Origin of the sequence: Synechococcus sp. W55.2, from assembly GCF_047461635.1 — a bacterium.
Lineage (GTDB): Bacteria > Cyanobacteriota > Cyanobacteriia > Thermostichales > Thermostichaceae > Thermostichus.
Window position 1 is genome coordinate 1 of record NZ_JANSHM010000012.1, and the last position, 18,593, is coordinate 18,593.

Annotated in this window: 13 protein-coding genes, 2 tRNA genes and 1 pseudogene; 5 read left to right on the forward strand and 11 right to left on the reverse strand. The window is 57.8% G+C overall.

Annotated features, from left to right (window positions below):
- The coding region (locus tag NW828_RS04205; RefSeq protein ID WP_414381801.1) for an RNA-guided endonuclease InsQ/TnpB family protein at window positions 1–565 on the forward strand (565 nt) is incomplete at its 5' end.
- 291 nt (window positions 566–856) lie between these two features.
- Here the strand turns inward: NW828_RS04205 and queG are convergent.
- The 4 genes and pseudogenes from queG to rpsB form a co-directional block, all read right to left on the reverse strand.
- The gene (gene queG, locus NW828_RS04210) at window positions 857–1,858 is read right to left on the reverse strand and encodes a tRNA epoxyqueuosine(34) reductase QueG (protein ID WP_414381803.1); all 1,002 of its coding nucleotides are present in this window, start codon (window positions 1,856–1,858) and stop codon (window positions 857–859) included.
- A 2-nt stretch (window positions 1,859–1,860) separates the two neighbouring features.
- Complete coding sequence (locus NW828_RS04215) at window positions 1,861–3,267, reverse strand: amidohydrolase (RefSeq protein WP_414381805.1); 1,407 nt, start codon at window positions 3,265–3,267, stop codon at window positions 1,861–1,863.
- Window positions 3,268–3,636: 369 nt separating this feature from the next.
- A pseudogene (tsf, locus tag NW828_RS04220) lies at window positions 3,637–4,281 on the reverse strand (translation elongation factor Ts); the annotation flags it as partial.
- A gap of 159 nt (window positions 4,282–4,440) precedes the next feature.
- Window positions 4,441–5,235 carry a 30S ribosomal protein S2 gene (gene rpsB, locus NW828_RS04225; RefSeq protein WP_414381808.1) on the reverse strand — a complete coding sequence of 265 codons (795 nt, stop codon included), beginning with the start codon at window positions 5,233–5,235 and terminating at the stop codon, window positions 4,441–4,443.
- A 290-nt stretch (window positions 5,236–5,525) separates the two neighbouring features.
- Between rpsB and NW828_RS04230 the strand changes: the two genes are divergently transcribed.
- Window positions 5,526–5,599 (forward strand) — tRNA-Pro (locus NW828_RS04230).
- 227 nt (window positions 5,600–5,826) lie between these two features.
- Here the strand turns inward: NW828_RS04230 and NW828_RS04235 are convergent.
- Window positions 5,827–8,175 carry an AAA family ATPase gene (locus NW828_RS04235; RefSeq protein WP_414381810.1) on the reverse strand — a complete coding sequence of 783 codons (2,349 nt, stop codon included), beginning with the start codon at window positions 8,173–8,175 and terminating at the stop codon, window positions 5,827–5,829.
- 88 nt (window positions 8,176–8,263) lie between these two features.
- Here NW828_RS04235 and NW828_RS04240 point away from each other — a divergent pair, with 88 nt between their 5' ends.
- Complete coding sequence (locus NW828_RS04240) at window positions 8,264–8,722, forward strand: gamma-glutamylcyclotransferase family protein (protein ID WP_414381813.1); 459 nt, start codon at window positions 8,264–8,266, stop codon at window positions 8,720–8,722.
- 298 nt (window positions 8,723–9,020) lie between these two features.
- Here NW828_RS04240 and NW828_RS04245 read toward each other — a convergent pair whose 3' ends face one another.
- The 4 genes from NW828_RS04245 to NW828_RS04260 form a co-directional block, all read right to left on the reverse strand.
- Window positions 9,021–9,275, reverse strand: a complete 255-nt coding sequence (locus NW828_RS04245; RefSeq protein ID WP_414381816.1) for a DUF2283 domain-containing protein — start codon at window positions 9,273–9,275, stop codon at window positions 9,021–9,023.
- Window positions 9,272–9,541 (reverse strand): DUF4258 domain-containing protein, encoded by a 270-nt coding sequence (locus tag NW828_RS04250; RefSeq protein WP_011433139.1) that lies wholly within the window; start codon window positions 9,539–9,541, stop codon window positions 9,272–9,274. Before NW828_RS04250 ends, NW828_RS04245 begins: the two co-directional genes overlap by 4 nt.
- Before the next feature lie 134 nt (window positions 9,542–9,675).
- Window positions 9,676–10,857: an aldo/keto reductase gene (locus tag NW828_RS04255; protein ID WP_414381819.1), complete on the reverse strand. Its 1,182-nt coding sequence runs from the start codon at window positions 10,855–10,857 to the stop codon at window positions 9,676–9,678.
- Between the two features lie 177 nt (window positions 10,858–11,034).
- Window positions 11,035–11,108 (reverse strand) — tRNA-Asp (locus tag NW828_RS04260).
- A 49-nt stretch (window positions 11,109–11,157) separates the two neighbouring features.
- On the opposite strand from NW828_RS04260, the gene NW828_RS04265 reads away from it, so the two are divergent.
- Entirely contained in the window at window positions 11,158–11,661 is a 504-nt protein-coding gene (locus NW828_RS04265; RefSeq protein WP_414381821.1) for a hypothetical protein, read from the forward strand.
- Window positions 11,662–11,892: 231 nt separating this feature from the next.
- On the opposite strand, the gene NW828_RS04270 is transcribed toward NW828_RS04265, so the two are convergent.
- A complete protein-coding gene (locus NW828_RS04270; RefSeq protein ID WP_414381824.1) occupies window positions 11,893–13,536 on the reverse strand; it encodes a protein kinase domain-containing protein in 1,644 nt (547 codons plus the stop codon).
- Window positions 13,537–13,809: 273 nt separating this feature from the next.
- Between NW828_RS04270 and alaS the strand changes: the two genes are divergently transcribed.
- Window positions 13,810–16,464 carry an alanine--tRNA ligase gene (alaS, locus tag NW828_RS04275; RefSeq protein ID WP_414381827.1) on the forward strand — a complete coding sequence of 885 codons (2,655 nt, stop codon included), beginning with the start codon at window positions 13,810–13,812 and terminating at the stop codon, window positions 16,462–16,464.
- 147 nt (window positions 16,465–16,611) lie between these two features.
- Here alaS and dnaG read toward each other — a convergent pair whose 3' ends face one another.
- Window positions 16,612–18,552 carry a DNA primase gene (dnaG, locus tag NW828_RS04280; RefSeq protein ID WP_414381830.1) on the reverse strand — a complete coding sequence of 647 codons (1,941 nt, stop codon included), beginning with the start codon at window positions 18,550–18,552 and terminating at the stop codon, window positions 16,612–16,614.
- Between the last annotated feature and the right edge of the window lie 41 nt (window positions 18,553–18,593).

Consider the following 18,593-nt stretch of genomic DNA (forward strand, 5'->3'; position numbering starts at 1 on the left):
ACTCCAACGCAAAGCCAGTAAGGGCACACGCAGTTCGCGGCGCAGATGCAGAGAACTGTTGCAACGGCTGTCTGGCAAGGAGAGACGCTTTCAAGTGTGGGTCAATCATCGCATCTCTAAAGCTATTGTCTCTAGAGCAAAAGCTACCAACAGCGCTATCGCTCTGGAAGACCTGACAGGGATCCGAGAAAGAGTCAATCAACAGCCGCGCAGCAAAGCTGAGCGGCGTAGGACCAACAGTTGGGCGTTCTACCAACTACGTCAGTTTCTGGAGTACAAGGCTCTGCGTGCGGGGGTTGCTTTGATTCTGGTGCCGCCTGCCTACACGTCGCAGACCTGCCACAAGTGTTTGCATATCCATCCCGATCCTGCGCAATCCTACCGCAGTGGCAAGTCGTTCAAGTGTGGGCACTGTGGATGGGAAGGGGATGCGGATTTGAATGGTGCGAATGTGATTGCGCTTTTGGGGGCTGCTGTAAACCAGCCTAGAGGTTCGTGGTTGGCTTGCCAACTGCAGGGCTACCGAAAGCCCGCCCTGTACTGCGAAGCAGTCAGGGTCGGGTAGTTTACGGAGTGTCCTAATCTAGCTTGAAATGACCGTGTTTTAGGTGGGGCTACTGTGTTTGAGTCGATCCAGCTCAAACAAAGCGGTGGGTAAACTCCTGCACCAAGTCCACACGTCCTTTGCGCAAAACCGCTCCCACGAGAGCAAGACCATGGCGGCCCAGCACTGTGGCCTCAGAAAGAGGGTAGGGCATGTATGTTAGCTTGCGTCCCTGGCCCAGAGACAATAGCCCCACCATTTTCTGGCGCCGGCCTCGAGGCCGCAAGATCCTGCTAGGAAAGCGTATCCAAGTTAAGTAGAGGGGGCTTCCAAATCGTTGCTGCCAGCTGCAGAGCTGGAATTGCCTCCCAGGGCTGCTTGGGCGTTGCGGCGCAGGCGGTGGGCCTTGAGCCGGCGCAGGGCAGAGGCCGGAAACTTGTGGTCGAATTCCCGATCATCGATCCGGGCCAGCTCCTGGAGATCAGGGGCAACATTCCAAGAGTAGGGCTGAAAATCCGGGATCCGGCTGGGTTGGGCAAAGCGTTGGTTCCAAGGGCAGACCTCCTGGCAGATGTCACAGCCGGCCACCCAGTTGTGCAGGTTCTGGGCAATCTTGGCAGGGATCCGCTCGGCGTGGCTTTCTAGAGTGTGGTAGGCAACGCAGCGGCGGGAATCCACCACCCCTGGGCTGACGATGGCCTGCGTGGGGCAAGCCTCTAGGCAGCGGGTACAGGTGCCGCAGTGAGCGGTGTGGGGCTGGTCAGGGAGCAACGGCAGGGTGGTCAGGATCACTCCCAGAAACACCCAGGAGCCGTACTCGCGGGTGAGCAACAGGCTGTTTTTGCCGATCCAACCCAAGCCCGCCTGCATGGCCCAGGGCTTTTCCGCAACCGGGCCGGTATCCACGTAGAATCGACCCGTATGATTTGGGAACTGGGCTTGCATCCAGAGGTGGAGCTGCTTCAGCCGCCGCCCCAACACGCGGTGATAATCTCGCCCCCAGGCGTAGCGGGAGATCTTGCCCTTGCCGGGATCCTGGCTGTGGCGGATGGGGGTGTAGTAATTCAAAGCCACACAGACCAACGACTGCACCCCTGGCAGCACCTGCTTTGGATCCATTCGCCTAGGATCCGCCATCCAGGCCATGTCGGCGGCCATGCCCGCAGCCAGCCAAGCTTGCAGGCCCCGCAAGTCGGGGGGATCCTCTATGCTGGCAATGCCGACTTTGTCAAAACCCAGGGCCAGGGCCTGTCGTTTCACCTGCGCAGTGGCTCTGGCCCAGTCGACCTCTGAACCCGCAGGGATCCCTGCCATGGCTATGCCGGCAAACCCATCACGCGGCGGTAGCGGGCCTCCAGCTGTGCCACCTGCTGGGAGCGGCGGGAGGGATCCCAGGAGCTACAAGCAAACAACTCCTGTCGCAGATTAGCCACATCCACCGTCGTTACAGCTCCGTCGGCCACCACCTGTTTTCCTCGCACCCAGACGCTGTGGACTGCCTGGGTAGGCCGGCCCAACACCAGCAGCCCAATGGGATCCGTGCGCGGTAGCAGCGACAGCGGGGTGAGATCATAAAGCACCAGATCTGCCTGCTTGCCTACCTCCAGGGATCCCAGCTCCTCCCCTAGCCCCAGGCCAATGGCCCCACCGCGGGAGGCCATCTCCACACTCTCGCGGGGCGAGATCCAGTGGCGGTAGTCGGGATCGGTGATGTTGTGCAGGATAGTGCCGATTTTGATGGCCTCCAGGAGATCCTGGGAATCGTTGCTGGCGGATCCATCGCAGCCAAAGGCCACGTTCACCCCTGCCCGGCGGTATTTCAAGATGGGGGCAATGCCGCTGCCTAGGCGCAGGTTGCTCAGGGGGTTGTGAACAACGGTAGAGCCGGTGCGGGCCAAGATCTCGATATCGGCATCGCTGAGCCAGACGCAGTGGGCCAAGGAAGTTTTCCGGTCTAGGTAGCCCAAGCGCTCCAGATGCTCCACAGCACTACAGCCGTACTTTTCCTGGGCCAACATCTGCTGGGCGCGGGTTTCCAACAGGTGGGCGTGGCGGGGTAGGTCATACTTCTGGCTTAACTCCGCACAGCCCTTGAACAGCTCGTCTGAGCAGAGTTGGATCCCTGTAGGGGCCACCATCAGGCTGATGCCTTCCTCGGGGCGGTGGTATTTCTGAACTGCCTCTTCCAGGATGGCCAACACCTCCAGGGTGGAGAGGGGATAAGCTGTTGGCTCTCCTTCCCCGCCCGGCAGGCAAGTGGGGAGAGCCTGATCCTGAAGCAGCGGGCCAATGAAAGCGCGGATCCCGGCCTCCCGGTAGGCCCGCACTGCTGCCTCAATGGTGGCCAGTTCCTGGCCAGGGATCAGCACCAGATGATCCACCACTGTTGTGCCGCCCGTCAGCAGGGTTTCCACCGCCGTCCCCAGCGCGCTGAGATAGATTTTTTCCGGATCCGGCGGCGCATACTCGTGCAGTTGTGCCAGCCACAGCTCCAGCGGATAGGGTGGTATGATCCCTCGTTGCCACATTTCGGAAGAATGGGTGTGGGCATTGACAAAGCCCGGCAGCAAGAGTTGGTTACTGGCATCCAGTTCCAGGCTGTCTGCGCCCGTCGCGGGTAACCCTCTGCCTATGGCAGCAATCCGTTCCCCCTCGATTCGCACATCTGCGGTTTCGTAGCCGGTGGCGGTGGGAATTAACGCATTGCGCAAGATAAAACTCATGCCCGGGATCCAAAAAGGCCGCCTGCTACCTTAGCGTGCTGGAGTTAACCCTGCCAAGGCGGGAGGATCAGAACATTTGCATGCATAACCTAGCCTTTCCCCCAAGGGATACCCAAGCGTAGTGGTTATAGAACTGCCGATGGATTAGAGTCCTTCATAGAGGTGCCCACACTCTCCATAACGCAGTTTCAACGCCTCTGCACCGCCGACATGGCCCTACAGCTCAGCCTTGACCGGCTATTTCTTTTTCTTGGCGGAGCCTTTTTTGGCCGGCTTGCTCTCGGCAGCAGGGGCCGGTTCTGGGGCAGGTTCTTCAGGAGGAGCGGGTGGAGTCTCTTCCACTTTGGGGGCCTCTGCCGGCTTGAGACCGGCTTGAGCGGCAACCTCAGCAGCAAAATCCACTTCTTCTTTCTCGATCCCCTCTCCCAGGACAAAGCGCACAAACCGCCGCACCCGAATGTTTTCCCCCAGTTTGGCAATGTGCTGCTTGACCAATTCCTCCACCGTGATCGAGGAATCTTTAATAAAGGGTTGATCCAACAGGGATAACTCTTTCAGGCGCTTTTCGATGCGACCTTGCACGATCTTCTCGCGTATGTTCTCCGGCTTATTGGCCAGATCTTCTTTGCCCATTTCAATGGCTTTTTCCCGCTCCACCACTTCAGCAGGGATCTGGTCAACGCTGACGTATTCTACGTTTTGGCAGGCGGCAATCTGCTTGGCGATGTCTTGCACCAGTTTCTTGAAATCTTCGTTGCGGGCCACGAAGTCCGTCTCGCAGTTCACTTCCACCAACACCCCAATTCGATTGCCGAAGTGGATGTAGCTGTCAACCGCCCCCTCTGCCGCGACGCGACTGGCCTTTTTGGCTGCCCCTGCCAACCCTTTCTGTCGCAGCCAGGTGATGGCTTTCTCCATATCGCCACCGGAATCTTCCAGGGCTTTTTTGCAGTCCATCATGCCTGCGCCCGTCTTTTCGCGCAGCTCTTTGACCAGTTTGGCATCAATGCTCATGAGGGCTCCTCGAATGAAAGAACGGGAAGAATGTGGCGGGATATGAGTGAGAATGAGCGGGCTTCGGTAGAATTGTAAACCTAGATTTCAAGAATACACGCCTCTGGATAGGGAACAGGCAGGAAAGTGCCCGGATTGCACGGGATCCCTGCCCTTGCTCTAGCCTTCGTCGGCTTCTCCTTCTTCTTCGTCCTCCATGTCTTCCAGAATGTCGTCGTCCAGATCCATGGCCCCTTCGTAGTCGTACTCATCCTCTTCAACGGTGTCGAGCTGCCCATGCCGCCCTTCGTAGATGGCATCCGCCAACTTGCCTACAATCAGCTTAATCGCTCGAATGGCATCGTCGTTAGAGGGAATGAAGATATCGCTGAGATCGGGGTCGCAGTTGGTGTCCAGGAGTGAGATAATCGGGATGTTCAGCTTGATACATTCCTGAACGGCGTTAGCCTCCCGCCGCTGATCGACGATGATCACCGCATCGGGGAGCTTGCGCATCGTTTTAATGCCGCCTAAGTACTTTTCCAACCTGGCCAACTCTCGCCGCAGACGGCTGGCCTCTTGTTTGGGCAGGCGATCCAGAAGACCACTGCTCTCCATCTCCTCAATTTCTTTGAGGCGGTCGATGCGGGTTTTGATGGTGGCCCAGTTGGTGAGCATACCCCCCAACCAGCGCTGGTTGACATAGTAACTGCCACAGCGACGAGCCTCTTGAGCGATGATCCCGGCAGCTTGCCGTTTGGTGCCCACAAACAGGAAGCGCCAACCCCTGTCAGCAGCATCCCGCACATACTCGTAGGCTTCGTTCAGATAGCGGGCCGTCTGCACCAAATCAATGATGTGGATGCCGTTCCGCTCGGTAAAAATGTAGGGCCGCATTTTCGGGTTCCAGCGGCTGGCCTTGTGGCCGAAGTGAACCCCTGCCTCCAACAGTTGAGGCAAACTGACTACGCTCATGAGTTTTTCCTCTCCTACGGGTTAGCCTCCGCCCGAACGGATCCCAGTTACGGCCTTCCCGCCGGTTACCTGCACAGAGCGCTCTACCCCCATTGGCAAGGAACTCAGGAGCTGTTGCAGCAAACCGCGAAAGGGCTGTAAGGACACCCGGTGGTTCAGGCGTGCGATTTCTTAACGGCTTAACTAAGCTAGCATGTTTTCCACGGGATCCCGCAGCTTGGGGTTAACTCTGGCCGTGATCCGATGCTAGACTAGCTAGGCACTTCATGGGCTTCTACCCGTAAGTGCGTCGGGGCGTAGCGCAGCTTGGTAGCGCACCACTTTGGGGTAGTGGGGGTCGTGGGTTCAAATCCCGCCGCTCCGATACTGAGTAATCAGGGGAGGGCTTGAGCCGGACAAAGCCCACTATGCCGGAAACTTTGAGGTACTTTGGCTCCGCTGTCAATCCCTTGCCATTGGCTCCGTTGATCGGCAGCCTTAAGAATCAGGTCACAAGCTTGGCCGGACAATATGGGATCCCGGTTTTACGGTGCTGGATCCCGATGCGGAGCCGACCTTGAACAACATGGGGTTTCGACGGATCTGGAGCGCTTAATCACGGCCCAGGATCCAGGCAATAAGGGGGGGATCCCTGTGGTCAAGATAATACCGAACGGCTTGGGTCAGGTCGATTTCCAGGTCGCGGTTTTGGATGTCGGTGATCATCCTGTGCATAAGCTCCAGATGGATGCGGTCGTCTTGGGTGAGCAGAGCATACTTGCCATTGGGGCTGTTGTTGAGGGCGGCCAAGGCCGCTTGGGTGGCGGTAGCCGTTTTGGAAGGAGGCTTAAGGCGGGCATCCCGTAGCAAAAGAAACTGAAGCTCAGGGTGAGCAATCACCAATTGGTTGAAGTTATTGAGCTGTCCATACATGCTGCTGGGATTCACTTGGATAAAGGCGATCACCCGCTTCTGGGCGGAGAAATAGAGGTGATCTGGAAGTTTGCGTTGGCCCAGTCTCAGGGCACTCATGGGGACAGGATGGATCCCTTGCAGGGCATTGACGATGGTGCGCAATTTGCCGATATCGGCTGTGCTGTCGATGATCGCCTCTTGGGGATAGCTGCCACGAAGCTGGGCCTCGGTATCACGGAGGTAGGGTTCCAAGACTTCGGCAGGATCCTCAGAGAGGCTGGGTGGCTGGAGAGGCGGAGCTACAGCAAGGAGACTCTGGGCAGGCAGAAGGGGGATGAGCAGTTGTTTGAGGGTTTGCAGCTCAGTTTCGAGCCGCTGGACACGGGCGGCTAGATTGCTGGCAGTGGGTACAACTTGCACCTGGGGAGGGAGAGGGATCCCGTTGATGTAGTGGCGATAGTAGGCTGAGGCCCGGTTGAGAATGGCGCGGATGGAGGGTTGGCTGAGGATATCGCTGAGGTCATCGGCGGTGAAGAGAGCTTGGAGGTGGATCCCTGAAGGCAGGCGGCTCTGGAGAAGGGCTTGAAGCTGGGGAAGAGAGGGGAGATCTAGGGAGAGGACGGTTTGGGAGAGGCGATCGACGGTAGCCCGGTCAAATTGGGTTTGGAAATGTTGCCAACGGTCGGGGAACAGATTGAGGATAAACAGACTGTTGGGGATACGGGTAAAAAGCTCTTTTAGAGCATCGCCAAAGTTGAGAAGGATATCTCGATTTTCCTCTCGGCCCAGAGCCTCCAATTGGTCGAAGACAATGATCAGGGGCTGGTCGAGCAGCGAAAGCCTGCCGATGACTTTCATCCCTTCTAGGGCAAAGGTGTTGCGATCCAGATCTGCACTCCAAGGGGGCAACCCAATCAAGTTGGTTTCTTCAGGATCCAGGTCGGTACCGCTGAGCCAGCGGATGATCTGGTGACGGCGGTTGGGATCCCTGTAGCTGCAGTATTTGATGATGCCCTTGAGAATGTTTTCGGTGGAACCGGTAAGGAAGTTTTGCTCTGCCCACCAGCGCAGAACCAGTTTTTCAATGGCTTGCCATTGTTGACGACGACGCTCGGTGCCTTCTGCTCCCAGGCGATGAAAGAGGTTGAGGGGATCCGCCGTGAGAAGGGAGAGAAGCTCTTCAGTTTTTGAGGTTTGGGGGAAGGTTTTCAAGATTTCCACAAAGCTCTTGGCAATCAAGTAGTCGAGCTGGGTGTGGTGATGGGCATCTACCCGTTCGCGCAGGGATTCCAGGGTGTGGCTGTAGATGTGGTGGTAGATGTTGTCGGGATGGGTGGGCTGAGGGATAAACAGGAGACGGTTGTGGCGCAGGAGGTTTTGGGCCACCCGCATGATCAGGTGGGTCTTGCCGGATCCAGGTTCACCCAGTAAGACAACCCCTCGGCTCTGGTGGTTGGGATCCCGTTGGATGTCCTGTAGGGTGGCAGTGAGCTGCTGGTACTGAGGCTGATAGATGGTGGTCTCGTCGGGATAATGCTGAAAGGGATTGTCAACTCTGCTGTTGGCGAAAGGATTGGGAACATTCTGGGCTTTGAGCTGAGCGTGGGTGAGGTGGCGATAGAGGTGGTAGGTAAAGAGGGCATCGTAGCTGGCGTCGTGGGCCAGTTTGGAGTTGAAGTAACCGCTCTCCAGTTGGATCCCGAGATGTTTGCTGAGATACTCTAGGCTGTAACCGGCAAGGTTGGGAAAACATTGCTTGGCGGCTGACCAAGTACAGAAGATGGGGTTAGGAAGCCAATCTTGGTTAACTTGGTCAAAGGCTTGTTTAAGGGTTTTTAGGTCGTGATCTGCATGGTGGAAAACAAGAGTCTTGCCTTGTGCCAAGCGCCGCAGGTCAGCAACGATTTGGGCCAAAGGTTTGGGCTGGGGGTGGTGGGGCGAGTATTCTTGGGTGTAGGCGTGGTAGATGAGCTGGCCGCTGCTGTCGATAAGGGCGATTTCTTTGAGGTTGGGGTTGCCCTCGGTGTCGATAACCAAGTAGCTCATGGAAGGGCGGGATCCCGTAATGCTAATGTGCTCAATGTCTCAGTGTAACTCTTGATGGACGGGTTCATCCGACACCAAGGGGCCAGAGGTGAGTGAGCATTGGTATTTTGCATACGGAAGTAACCTAGATGCCCAGCAGATGGGACACCGTGCTGTTGATTTCAAGGAAGCTAGGCGTGCTCGTTTGCAGGGATACCGCCTGACGTTCAACAAGCGCGGCAACGATGGAACCGGCAAGGCCAACATTGTCCGGGATCCCTCTGGGGTTGTGTGGGGAGTTGCCTATCTGTGCAGCTCGGACAGGCTGGAGAGGATGGATCGGTACGAAGGAATTCCGGGAGGTCATTACCGTCGCCAGCAGGTTCAGCTTCGAAGCGATGAGGGTGAAGTGATTGAAGCAATGACTTACGTGGCGGGAGATTCATTCATTGATGATTCATTGATCCCAAGCGAGGGATATCTTCAAGGAATCTTGAAGGGGGCACGAGAGCATGGGCTTCCCCCCGACTACATTCATCAAATTGAAGCGATGGGGTTGGGTGGCTGAGAGCACTCTGTCCAAGGGGATTGAGGCTGCTGGCAAACAGGTTCCTGCCCCTGACCTTAAGATGGAGCCTCAAACCAGGTGGGTTGATCCCGAACGGTTTTGGCAGCGTCCAGATCCAAGAGAGTGCGGCCTATCCGATAAAAGTGACGGCACATCCGTTGGCAATCCGAAAGGTCGGCGACTGTTATCTCAATCACCTACAACCATGCCAAACAGGCCACAGTAAAAGGCTGGCCATCGCAATGGTACTCCTCTTGCGTCTACAGATGCTGTGGGGCTAGTGTTGCCAGACTCTCATCTAACTCAGTAACTGTTCTTGCAACACGGAGTTTCTCAATAAAACGACGTAGTCTTGAATCTCTTGCGGAAGCATTTTAATGTCGCTATCCATTTGTCGATGAACAGAGAGAACCTCAACTCCAACCAGTTGATTTTCCTTGTCGAAATCCAAAACAACCCCAGGGGCAATCTCCTCTGAGCTTTGGACTTGAGCTGTTGTCAAACGAATATATCCAGCATCCACATCAGGATCAAACTCGATGAAAGGTCTCATGGCAGCTTTTTCCCCATTGTTCGATCAAAAAAGATAGTCACCACTGTCCAAGGATCCGTTGATTCATCGTAAACAATCTTCAGGAGGCGATTGCCGTACTCCGGAATTCGACCATAGGCTTGCTTGAGCTGAGGATCTTTAGGATCCACTTGTACGTAGTCAGGGCAGCTCAGAACTCTCTCGATCCACTGGCTTGCGATCTCTTGTCGCTGCTGCAGCCGTCTCAACGCATGCTCAGATAGCCGAAAGTGCTCAGACTCTAACACGAGCTACCCAAATGAGATAAGGAGCCGCTGGCGGGAGCTGACAACTCTTTTTTTCCTGCGGTTAAAGAGTAAACCTTGCCATATCATCTTCTCCACCGGATCTCGACCGTCAAACGGGGGGATCCCTGAGCAAGCTAGCTCTGAGATAGGCGCTTCACCTCAGCTCCAGAGAGCAGGCGATGGGCTTCTTGCAACAAAGCCGGGATCCGGTCGCGGTGGGGGCTGTGGATAAGATAAGGTCGCAGGGCTTCGGCATCCACTTTGTCTGCCCGCTGGCCGCGGAGCCAACTGCCGGCATTGCCCAACAGGTTGTAACGGCTCTTGGCATAGTCCACCAAGTCATAGGCCAAGACCAAATTGCGCAGCAGCAGAATGAACGGGATATTCACTTGTCCGGGGGTTTGGTCGTAGCGAGGCAGGCCCTGGTGCCAAGTTTTGGCGTAGTGTTCCCCCACCTGCTCGATCAAAGCTTGCTCTAGGCGGGCCAGGATCGGCGGCAACAGCTCATCAGCCCGATCCAACAGCTCCACCGCCCGCAGGTGCTCATCAAAATCGCTGGGTCGAGCTGCCCCAATGCTGAGGGTGTGAACCTGGGGATGGGACAGACAGAACAGGTCGTTGAAGACCATCGGGCTGAGGGGTTGGCACAACTGCACCAGCTTGGCGGGCGGATCGTAAAGCTTGCCCCCCTTATCCGAGGGACTGATGATGAATACCCCCATATCCTGCTGAGCGGCGGCCTCAATGGCAGGCCAGTTGGTCTGGTTGACAAAGTACCAGTGTAGGTTGACGTAATCGAAGCCCCCTGACTGTATGGCTTCCACGATCAACTCCGTCGGCCCATGGGTGGAGAAGCCGACAAAACGCACCCGCCCCTGCCGTACCAGGCGCTGACACACCTCCAGACACCCCCCTGGACGCAGGCTGTGCTCCAAGTCTTCCCAGGTATTCAACCCGTGGATGGCCAGCAGATCCACATAATCGAGGTTCAAGTAGCTCATCGATTGCTCGAACTTGGCCAGGAACTGCTGCGGGTCGGCGCTGGGGCCAATTTTCGTCTGCACAATCAGATCTTGCCGGGGAAAGAGCGGCAAAATGCGGCCCAACTGCATTTCAGAAGTGCCATAGCCGCGGGCAGTTTCGATGTGGTTGATGCCCACCTCCAAGGCCCGGCGAATCGTCGCCTCCAGGTTCTGCTGGCTTGCCGCTGGGATCCCTGACCAAGGAGTATCTTGCCAGCTGTGTTGATAGCGCATGCCACCACAGCTCAGCACGGGCATAGACAGCTCGGTACGCCCAAATCTGCGATACTGCATGGTTTTTCCCCTGGACTAAGCCCCATTTTAGGGCGGGCTTTCCATACCCCACCGCCGAAACTTGAACCCTGAGCCGGCCGCATTGTGCAGCAGTCACCGTCAGAAATCAAGAAATCAGATCAGTCTGGAAATGTGAGGGCTGCAGGGGAGCGACTAAGCTAGAGTGTTTTAGGAGTACGGGGCTGACGGGGCTCGAACCCGCAACTTCCGCCGTGACAGGGCGGTGCTCTAACCAATTGAACTACAGCCCCAATCGCTGCGAATATCTATTCTGGATGTGGACGAGGATTGTTGTCAATCATGGTGGTTAGTCTGGCAGCACAGGCCGCAACCCTTGTGGATACCGCTCCGCAAAATGGGATCCCAACGGCGGCGATGCAACAGGTGGCGGATGTGCTCACTCAGGTGGCCCAACACCTGGATCACCTGCAATACACCACCTTGCGCTACCCCGATGGCGGCTGGCTGACGGTGCGGGTGGTCGAGGATCCTGCTGCTGGCGACTCATCCTCAGAGGGATCCCAGCCGACGACTCATCTGTGGATCCCGGCCTTCGGCCACCTGGAAGATGCCCACACCACACTGGCAGAGCTCAAGGAGCGATCGCCGGAGCTGGAGACTGCTTCTTTTGGGGTTTTGGAGCTGTTGTTCTTGGCGTTGGGCCTTTCCCGGGCCGATGGCATCGTCTTTTACGACCAAGCTGGGGATCGGCAACAGGGCAAGACCGTGGCCTGCCGAGCTTTGATGGAACAGGTCAATCAATCGCTTCGCAGATGGGCCTCTCCACCCCCTTCAATGGCTTGAGCTCTTGAACTTTTCTCTTTTATGGTTTTGTGGTCATTTCGATTCAAACTAGGACAAAGCGTTGAATGCGGAGGGCCAGAAGGCTTTTCTAAGGACTCCGTCCCGCCGGCGCGATCAGTAGCCCAGGCGTCTCATCCTAACCTGAAACAACTATAAAACTATTAAAGATCTATAAAGTTAAAGATCGCAACGCAAAATTCCAGATCCGCCAGATCCGCAATCCGCCCTGCGTCAGCTCAAAATGGCTCCCTGCCGACGGGCAAACTTCCGTAGCTTCTCGTCCATCCGCGCCCCCCGCAGATCCGCTTTGCAAAAGTTGGTAAAGCGCTTGCTCTTTTCTTCTGGGTATCGAGCCAAACGAACCCCACCGCCCATCGACCAGATCACCGAGCTGGCCACCACCAAGGCGATCCCAGCCGCTCCTAACGCATAAACCAAATTGCCCGTGGTCAGGCGGACAAGCAAAAAGGCCAGGATCCCTGAGCCCAGCAGCCCCCCCAAGCCTGTCAGGATCCCTCCCAATGTTTTGGCCGATCCAGACAGTTGGCTCAAAACCCGTAGCCAATGGGGTTGAGGGGTGTTGAAGAGGATCCCGCGCAGATCCGCCCCCTGCAAGTTGGCCCCTGAGAAATCGGCCCCCCGCAGATCGGCCTGGCGCAAATCATAGCCGGCTAGGTTTTGGTTGGCAAAGGACTTTCCCCGCAGATCCGCTCCCGCCATGGAAGGGATCCGCGGTGGGGTGGCCGGCTTGATCCGTCCGCCGCCTGTGATGCTACTGGCTCGGCCCAGTTGGGTGAAACCGGTGGTGCTCCCCCACTCAGAGGGGATGGATACCGGGCTGCTGGCTGTCATTCCCCCTGCGGTGGACGGAGGGAGGGGTGTGGGCACGAAACCACCCGAGCGGCGCTTGGCCCAGTAGCCGGAGATCACCGATGTGCTGGGATTGGCAGACAGGGGGGAGTTGGGCAACACAATCGGTGCTTCTTCCACCGGGATCCCTTGCAGCGCCCGCAAGACCTCGGTGGCGGTGGCAAAGCGCTGATTGATGGCCGGCTGCAACATGCGGTGCAGAATGGCGTCGAATTCCGGGCTGAGCTGCAGGCAATCCGACCAATCCCACTGTCCCGTTTCATGGTTATAAAACTTGGCCGGAGATTCCAACGTCATCAAGTTGATGCAGGTAGCCGCCAAAGCATAGAGATCGCTAGAGGGACCGACCGCCTGGCCGGCTACTTGCTCTGGGGGAGAAAAGCCCAGCGAGCGAATGGCCGTCGCCTCTTCTGCCGAATCCTGGCCCGGGCCGAGCTGCTTGACGGCCCCAAAGTCGATCAGCACCAATCGGCCATCTTCTTTGCGACGAATCAGGTTGGCGGGTTTAATGTCTCGGTGAACCGTGTTGTGGCTGTGGACATAGCTGAGGATCAGCAGCACCTCCTGCATCACCTGCCGGGTTTGTTCTTCGGAAAAGGGCCCATTGCGACGCATTTCTTGGGAGAGGGTGGTGCCCTGGATAAATTCCTGCACCAGGTAGAACTTGCCGCCTTCCTGAAAGTGGGCGTAGAGCTTGGGGATCTGCGAATGTTCGCCCAGGCGCTCCAACACTTGGGCCTCGCGATTGAAGAGCTCCTCCGCCAGCTTGGCCAGTTGCGGGGATCCCTCGACCGGGCGCAACTGCTTGATCACCCGCCAAGGTTTGGAGGGCATGTCCTCATCCCGCGCCAAAAAGGTAGAGCCAAATCCCCCCTGGCCGATGCGCTTGAAGGCCCGGTAGCGATTGCGCAGCAGGAGGAGATGGCCACAAGAGGCACAGGTAGAGGCATCCGCCGGGTTTTCCGGGTGCAAACAGGCAGGGTTAAGGCAGTAGCAAGTGGGCATACCAGTTTGGGGTTACCGGCTGGCGATCCGGACAACCGAGACGGAGCCAAGAAGTCGGCAGGCAAGTTGTGAGAGATACATACAGGTTAGACCAAGAAGAAACAAATCTTGCACAACTGCCTCAGATAGGCTGATCTTAGCGTCTGCCCGCCCTGAGGTTCATCGGACAAATCGCTTAGGTTTTCGGCGGATGGGGTTGGGTGAAACGAAGCGAGGGCAGCAAGGGCTGGATGGAAAACTTAGAATTGATGAATACAGCCATCTTCGCCTGTCATGTTTCCAGCGCTTTCCGGTGCCGCCATTCGGCAAACTTTTCTGGACTTCTACGCTCAGCGGGGCCACCAGGTGTTGCCCAGCGCCTCCTTGGTGCCGGAAGATCCGACGGTGCTGCTGACCATTGCTGGCATGTTGCCCTTTAAGCCCATTTTCCTGGGGCAACGGGATCCGGAGTACCCACGGGTTACAACGGCCCAGAAATGTGTGCGCACCAACGACATCGAGAACGTGGGCCGAACGGCGCGCCACCACACCTTCTTCGAGATGCTGGGCAACTTCAGCTTTGGCGACTACTTCAAAAAGGAGGCCATCGCCTGGGCCTGGGAGCTGGTGACGGAGGTGTTCGGCCTGCCCCCGGAACGGCTGGTGGTGAGCGTCTTTCGCGAAGATGAGGAGGCTTTTGCCCTCTGGCGAGATGAGATAGGGATCCCGGCCCACCGCATCCAGCGCATGGGAGAGGCGGATAATTTCTGGGCTGCCGGCCCCACTGGCCCCTGTGGCCCTTGTTCTGAGATCTACTACGACTTCAAGCCAGAGCTGGGGGATGAGCGGATCGATTTGGAGGATGACTCCCGCTTTCTGGAGATCTACAACCTGGTGTTCATGGAGCTGAACCGGGATAGCGAAGGTCACCTGATGCCGCTGGCCAAGCAAAACATCGACACCGGCCTGGGGTTGGAGCGGTTGGCCCAGGTGTTGCAGGGGGTGCCCAACAACTACGAGACGGACTTGATCTTTCCCATCATTCAGACGGCGGCTGGGATCGCCGGGCTGAACTACTCCAAGGCCGACCCGGAGCAGCAAATCTCCCTGAAGGTGATCGGGGATCACGCGCGGGCAGTGATGCACTTGATTGCCGATGGGGTGCTCCCTTCCAATGTGGATCGGGGCTATGTGCTGCGGCGGCTGATCCGGCGGATGGTGCGCCACGGTCGGTTGCTGGGGATCGGCGAGCCTTTCACCATCCCGGTGATCGAGACCGCGATTCAGTTGGCCGAGGCTGCCTATCCTCAGGTGCGGGAGCGAGAAACCCTGATCAAGACCGAGCTGCAACGGGAGGAAGAGCAATTTCTCAAAACCCTGGAGCGGGGGGAACGGCTACTGCTGGATTTGTTTACTGCCGTCGAATCTTCCCGCCGTGACAGCGGCTCGCCAAAGCAGATCTCCGGCGCCGACGCCTTCAAGCTCTTCGATACCTACGGTTTTCCGCTGGAGCTAACCCAAGAAATCGCCCAAGAACACGGCTTCAGCGTGGATCTGGAGGGCTTTGAGCAAGAGATGGAGAAACAGCGGCAGCGGGCCCGCGCCGCCCACCAAACCATCGATCTCACAGCCCAGGGATCCCTGGACGAGTTGGCGGATTTCCTCAGCCAAACGGAGTTTTTGGGGTACAGCCAATCTTCTGCCCGCGGCGTGGTCGAGGCCCTGCTGGTCGGGGGAAAATCGGTGCCCCAAGTGGAGGCAGGGCAGGCAGTGCAGGTCGTTTTGGATCGCACGCCCTTCTACGCCGAGTCCGGCGGGCAAATTGGCGACCGGGGCTACCTTTCTGGGGACGGCCTGCTGGTGCGGATTGAAGATGTGCAAAAGCAAGGGGATCTGTTCGTTCACTTTGGCCGTGTGGAACGCGGGATCCTGCGGGTGGGGGATCCCGTCCAAGCCCAAATCGACCTGGCCTGTCGGCGGCGCGCCCAAGCCCACCACACCGCCACCCACCTGCTGCAGGCAGCCCTGAAAAGAATTGTCGATCCCTCGATTGGTCAGGCGGGATCCCTGGTGGCCTTTGACCGGCTGCGCTTTGATTTCACCCTATCCCGGCCAGTCACCCCTGAGGAGCTGGAACAGATCGAGAACTTGGTGAACACCTGGATCGCCGAGGCCCATGCTGCTCAGGTGGCGATCATGCCCTTGGCCGAGGCCAAAGCCAGAGGTGCTGTGGCCATGTTCGGGGAAAAATACGGCGCCGAGGTGCGGGTGATCGACTTTCCGGGGGTGTCGATGGAGCTGTGCGGTGGCACCCATGTCAACAACACCGCCGAGATCGGCCTGTTCAAGATCATCGCCGAGACCGGGGTGGCTGCCGGGATCCGCCGCATCGAGGCCGTGGCCGGGCCGGCTGTGCTGGAATACCTGAACGAACGGGACAGGGTGGTGCGGGAGCTGAGCGCCCAATTCAAAGCCAAGCCCCAGGAACTGCCGGAGCGGGTTGCCGCCCTACAGGCGGAGCTGAAAGCTGCCCAGAAGGAACTGGAAGAGGTGCGCAGCCAGTTGGCCTTGCTACAGGCCGAAGGTCTGCTGGCCCAGGCGGTTGCCGTCGCAGATCTCAAGGTGCTGGTGGCCGAGCTGGGATCCACCACCCCTGAGGCCCTCAAAACCGCTGCCGAGCATCTGCTCCACAAGCTGGGGGAAGGGGCAGTGGTGCTGGGATCGGTGCCGGAAGCCGGTAAGGTCAGCCTGGTGGCTGCCTTTAGCCCTGCTGTGCAGCAACTTGGCCTGAAGGCGGGATCCTTCATCGGCGAGATTGCCAAACTCACCGGAGGGGGCGGCGGCGGACGGCCCAACTTGGCCCAAGCTGGGGGCAAACAGCCGGAGAAATTGGCAGAGGCTTTGCAGGTGGCCCGGGAGCGGTTGCAAGCGGAGCTGATCTCGCGCTAGGGGAGCGAAGCCCTTTTGAGCACCAACAGGCCGTCCATCAGCCACTACAGTCTGTTCAGTTTAGGGTGAGACACTCGGGCTATAGAGAGAAGCCTTCTGGCCGCGTATGGGGTTATGGGTTTAGTGTCCTAGTTTGAATCGAAATGACTATAAATCTTCGGCCAGTGGGGTTTCCGACATGTCTTCCAGGCTCAGTTGCACCTGCCGCTGCAGCGCCTGAATCGCCTGGTATTCCTGCTGGATGCTGGCCTGGTACTGGGCAGCCAGGGCGGTGTTGCCTTCGGAAAAGGCTTGATCCCACAGTTGGGTCCAATAGCGGTAGCGCTTCTGGCGAATTTCCAGCTCCATGTTGGCAATGGCGGCCCGCACCACCATCCGTGGACGCATCAGGGCTACGCGGGTATTTTCGTCCAACCAGAGCAGATGGCTGAGGCGCTCGTTGAGCTGCTCATCTTGGGCACAGAGGGTGCGCAAAGCCGTCAGCAAAGTCTCTCCCCGGTCTTCCAGCTCCGGCTGTGCCGAGATCAGCTCCAAGATCCGCTGCCACAGCTCCCGGTGGGGGCGAAAACTAAATTGCAGCTCTCGCTCCAGCAAAGTTTGCCGAATTTCGCGGCGATACTCGCCAAAATGCAGAAAGATCTGCAAAAGATGGGACTCAGATTGCAAGAGTTTGGATCCCTTATTGAGGGAAGGTTGCCGGGGTTTGGCCCAGCGGTACTGCCGCACGGCTCGGCGCAGGTCTTCTTCCAAATCTCGACTGAGGCGACCATTGCCGCGGCTGAGCAATTCTGCCACTTTGTGCAAATACAAAGAGCGCCATTGTCCACCCAAACCGGCCAGCAGTTGCACAAGGGCTTGACGGGCCTGCTGAAAATCGGTGGCCCGGCTCAGATCCCGACCGGCCAACACCTGTTCAATTCGCCAATCCAGCCACAGGGGGGCCTGCTCAATCAGGGTTTGCAGTTCAGAAACCGCTGGTGTCAGCGGGGCGGAGCCCCTGTGCTCCCGCAAAAATTCGTCGGCATCTTTGCCCTCAGGAAGGGTGAGAATGCGCAGCTCAATTTCTCCGCGCCGAGCTTGTTCTTCAACGGCTTCAATGGCTCGGTTGGCGGCGTTCAAACCGGCCCGATCCGCATCAAAATTGAGAATCAGTCGCTTCGATTGGGTGTAGCGCAGCAGGATCTTCACCTGGTGGGGCGTCAAAGCGGTGCCCATAGCGGCTACGGCATAGGCAACCCCCGCCTGATGCAGGGCGATGACATCGAAGTAGCCTTCCACCACCAGGACTTGATCGGCCTTGGCAATGGCATCGCGGGCAAAGTTGAGGCCATAGACCACCTGGCTTTTGTTGAAGAGCTCTGTTTCTGGAGAGTTGAGGTACTTGGGCTGTCCTGACTCCCCCAAGGCTCTGCCGGCAAACCCGATCACCCGCCCCTGCACATCGAAAATGGGCAGCATGATCCGGTTGCGAAAGCGGTCGTAGTGGCCGGATCCCTGCTGGCGGGGAACCAGCAATCCAGCCTCTTCTAAAAGTTTGACCGGTTGGCGCTTGTGGTTGACCAAGTATTCGTAGAGAGATTGCCAGCCGGGGGGAGCAAAGCCGATTTGAAATTTTTGCAAAGTTTCTTCGCTCAGGTGGCGGCTGTGCAGGTACTGGCGGGCGGCGGATCCTAGCTGGGATCGGAGGGCATGCCGATAAAAATCGGCAGCCATGGCCAAAATCTCCAGCAGCTTTTCCCGGTGGGAGAGCTCCCGCTCATCAAGGGATCCCAAGGGCTGCGCCTCGGGATTGCGGGTGGGCAGAGGTATGTGGTAGCGCCGGGCCAAGTGGCGCACGGCCTCGGCAAAGGAGAGATGCTCGGTCTGCATGACAAAGCGCAGCACATCTCCCCCTGCCCCGCAGGAGAAGCACTTGTAGATCTGCTTGCTGGGGCTGACCTGAAAACTGGGTTTGTGGTCGTTGTGGAAAGGGCAAAGCCCAACGAAGTTCTTTCCCTGCTTGCGCAGCACCACTTTTTCGGCCACCACTTCCACGAGGTCGGCCTTTTGGCGCACCAACTGAATGAAATCGGGGGGCAGACCGCTCATGGCTGCAGGGGATCCTGACCTTATGGTAGCCGGGAGAGGCT

What these genes read in the sequence shown, in the direction of transcription:
- queG (WP_414381803.1), bottom strand. Translation starts at nt 1,858, where the DNA reads ATGGCAGGGATCCCTGCGGGTTCAGAGGTCGACTGGGCCAGAGCCACT.
- NW828_RS04215 (WP_414381805.1), bottom strand. Translation starts at nt 3,267, where the DNA reads ATGAGTTTTATCTTGCGCAATGCGTTAATTCCCACCGCCACCGGCTAC.
- rpsB (WP_414381808.1), bottom strand. Translation starts at nt 5,235, where the DNA reads ATGAGCGTAGTCAGTTTGCCTCAACTGTTGGAGGCAGGGGTTCACTTC.
- NW828_RS04235 (WP_414381810.1), bottom strand. Translation starts at nt 8,175, where the DNA reads ATGAGCTACTTGGTTATCGACACCGAGGGCAACCCCAACCTCAAAGAA.
- NW828_RS04245 (WP_414381816.1), bottom strand. Translation starts at nt 9,275, where the DNA reads ATGAGACCTTTCATCGAGTTTGATCCTGATGTGGATGCTGGATATATT.
- NW828_RS04255 (WP_414381819.1), bottom strand. Translation starts at nt 10,857, where the DNA reads ATGCAGTATCGCAGATTTGGGCGTACCGAGCTGTCTATGCCCGTGCTG.
- NW828_RS04265 (WP_414381821.1), top strand. Translation starts at nt 11,158, where the DNA reads ATGGTGGTTAGTCTGGCAGCACAGGCCGCAACCCTTGTGGATACCGCT.
- NW828_RS04270 (WP_414381824.1), bottom strand. Translation starts at nt 13,536, where the DNA reads ATGCCCACTTGCTACTGCCTTAACCCTGCCTGTTTGCACCCGGAAAAC.
- alaS (WP_414381827.1), top strand. Translation starts at nt 13,810, where the DNA reads ATGTTTCCAGCGCTTTCCGGTGCCGCCATTCGGCAAACTTTTCTGGAC.
- dnaG (WP_414381830.1), bottom strand. Translation starts at nt 18,552, where the DNA reads ATGAGCGGTCTGCCCCCCGATTTCATTCAGTTGGTGCGCCAAAAGGCC.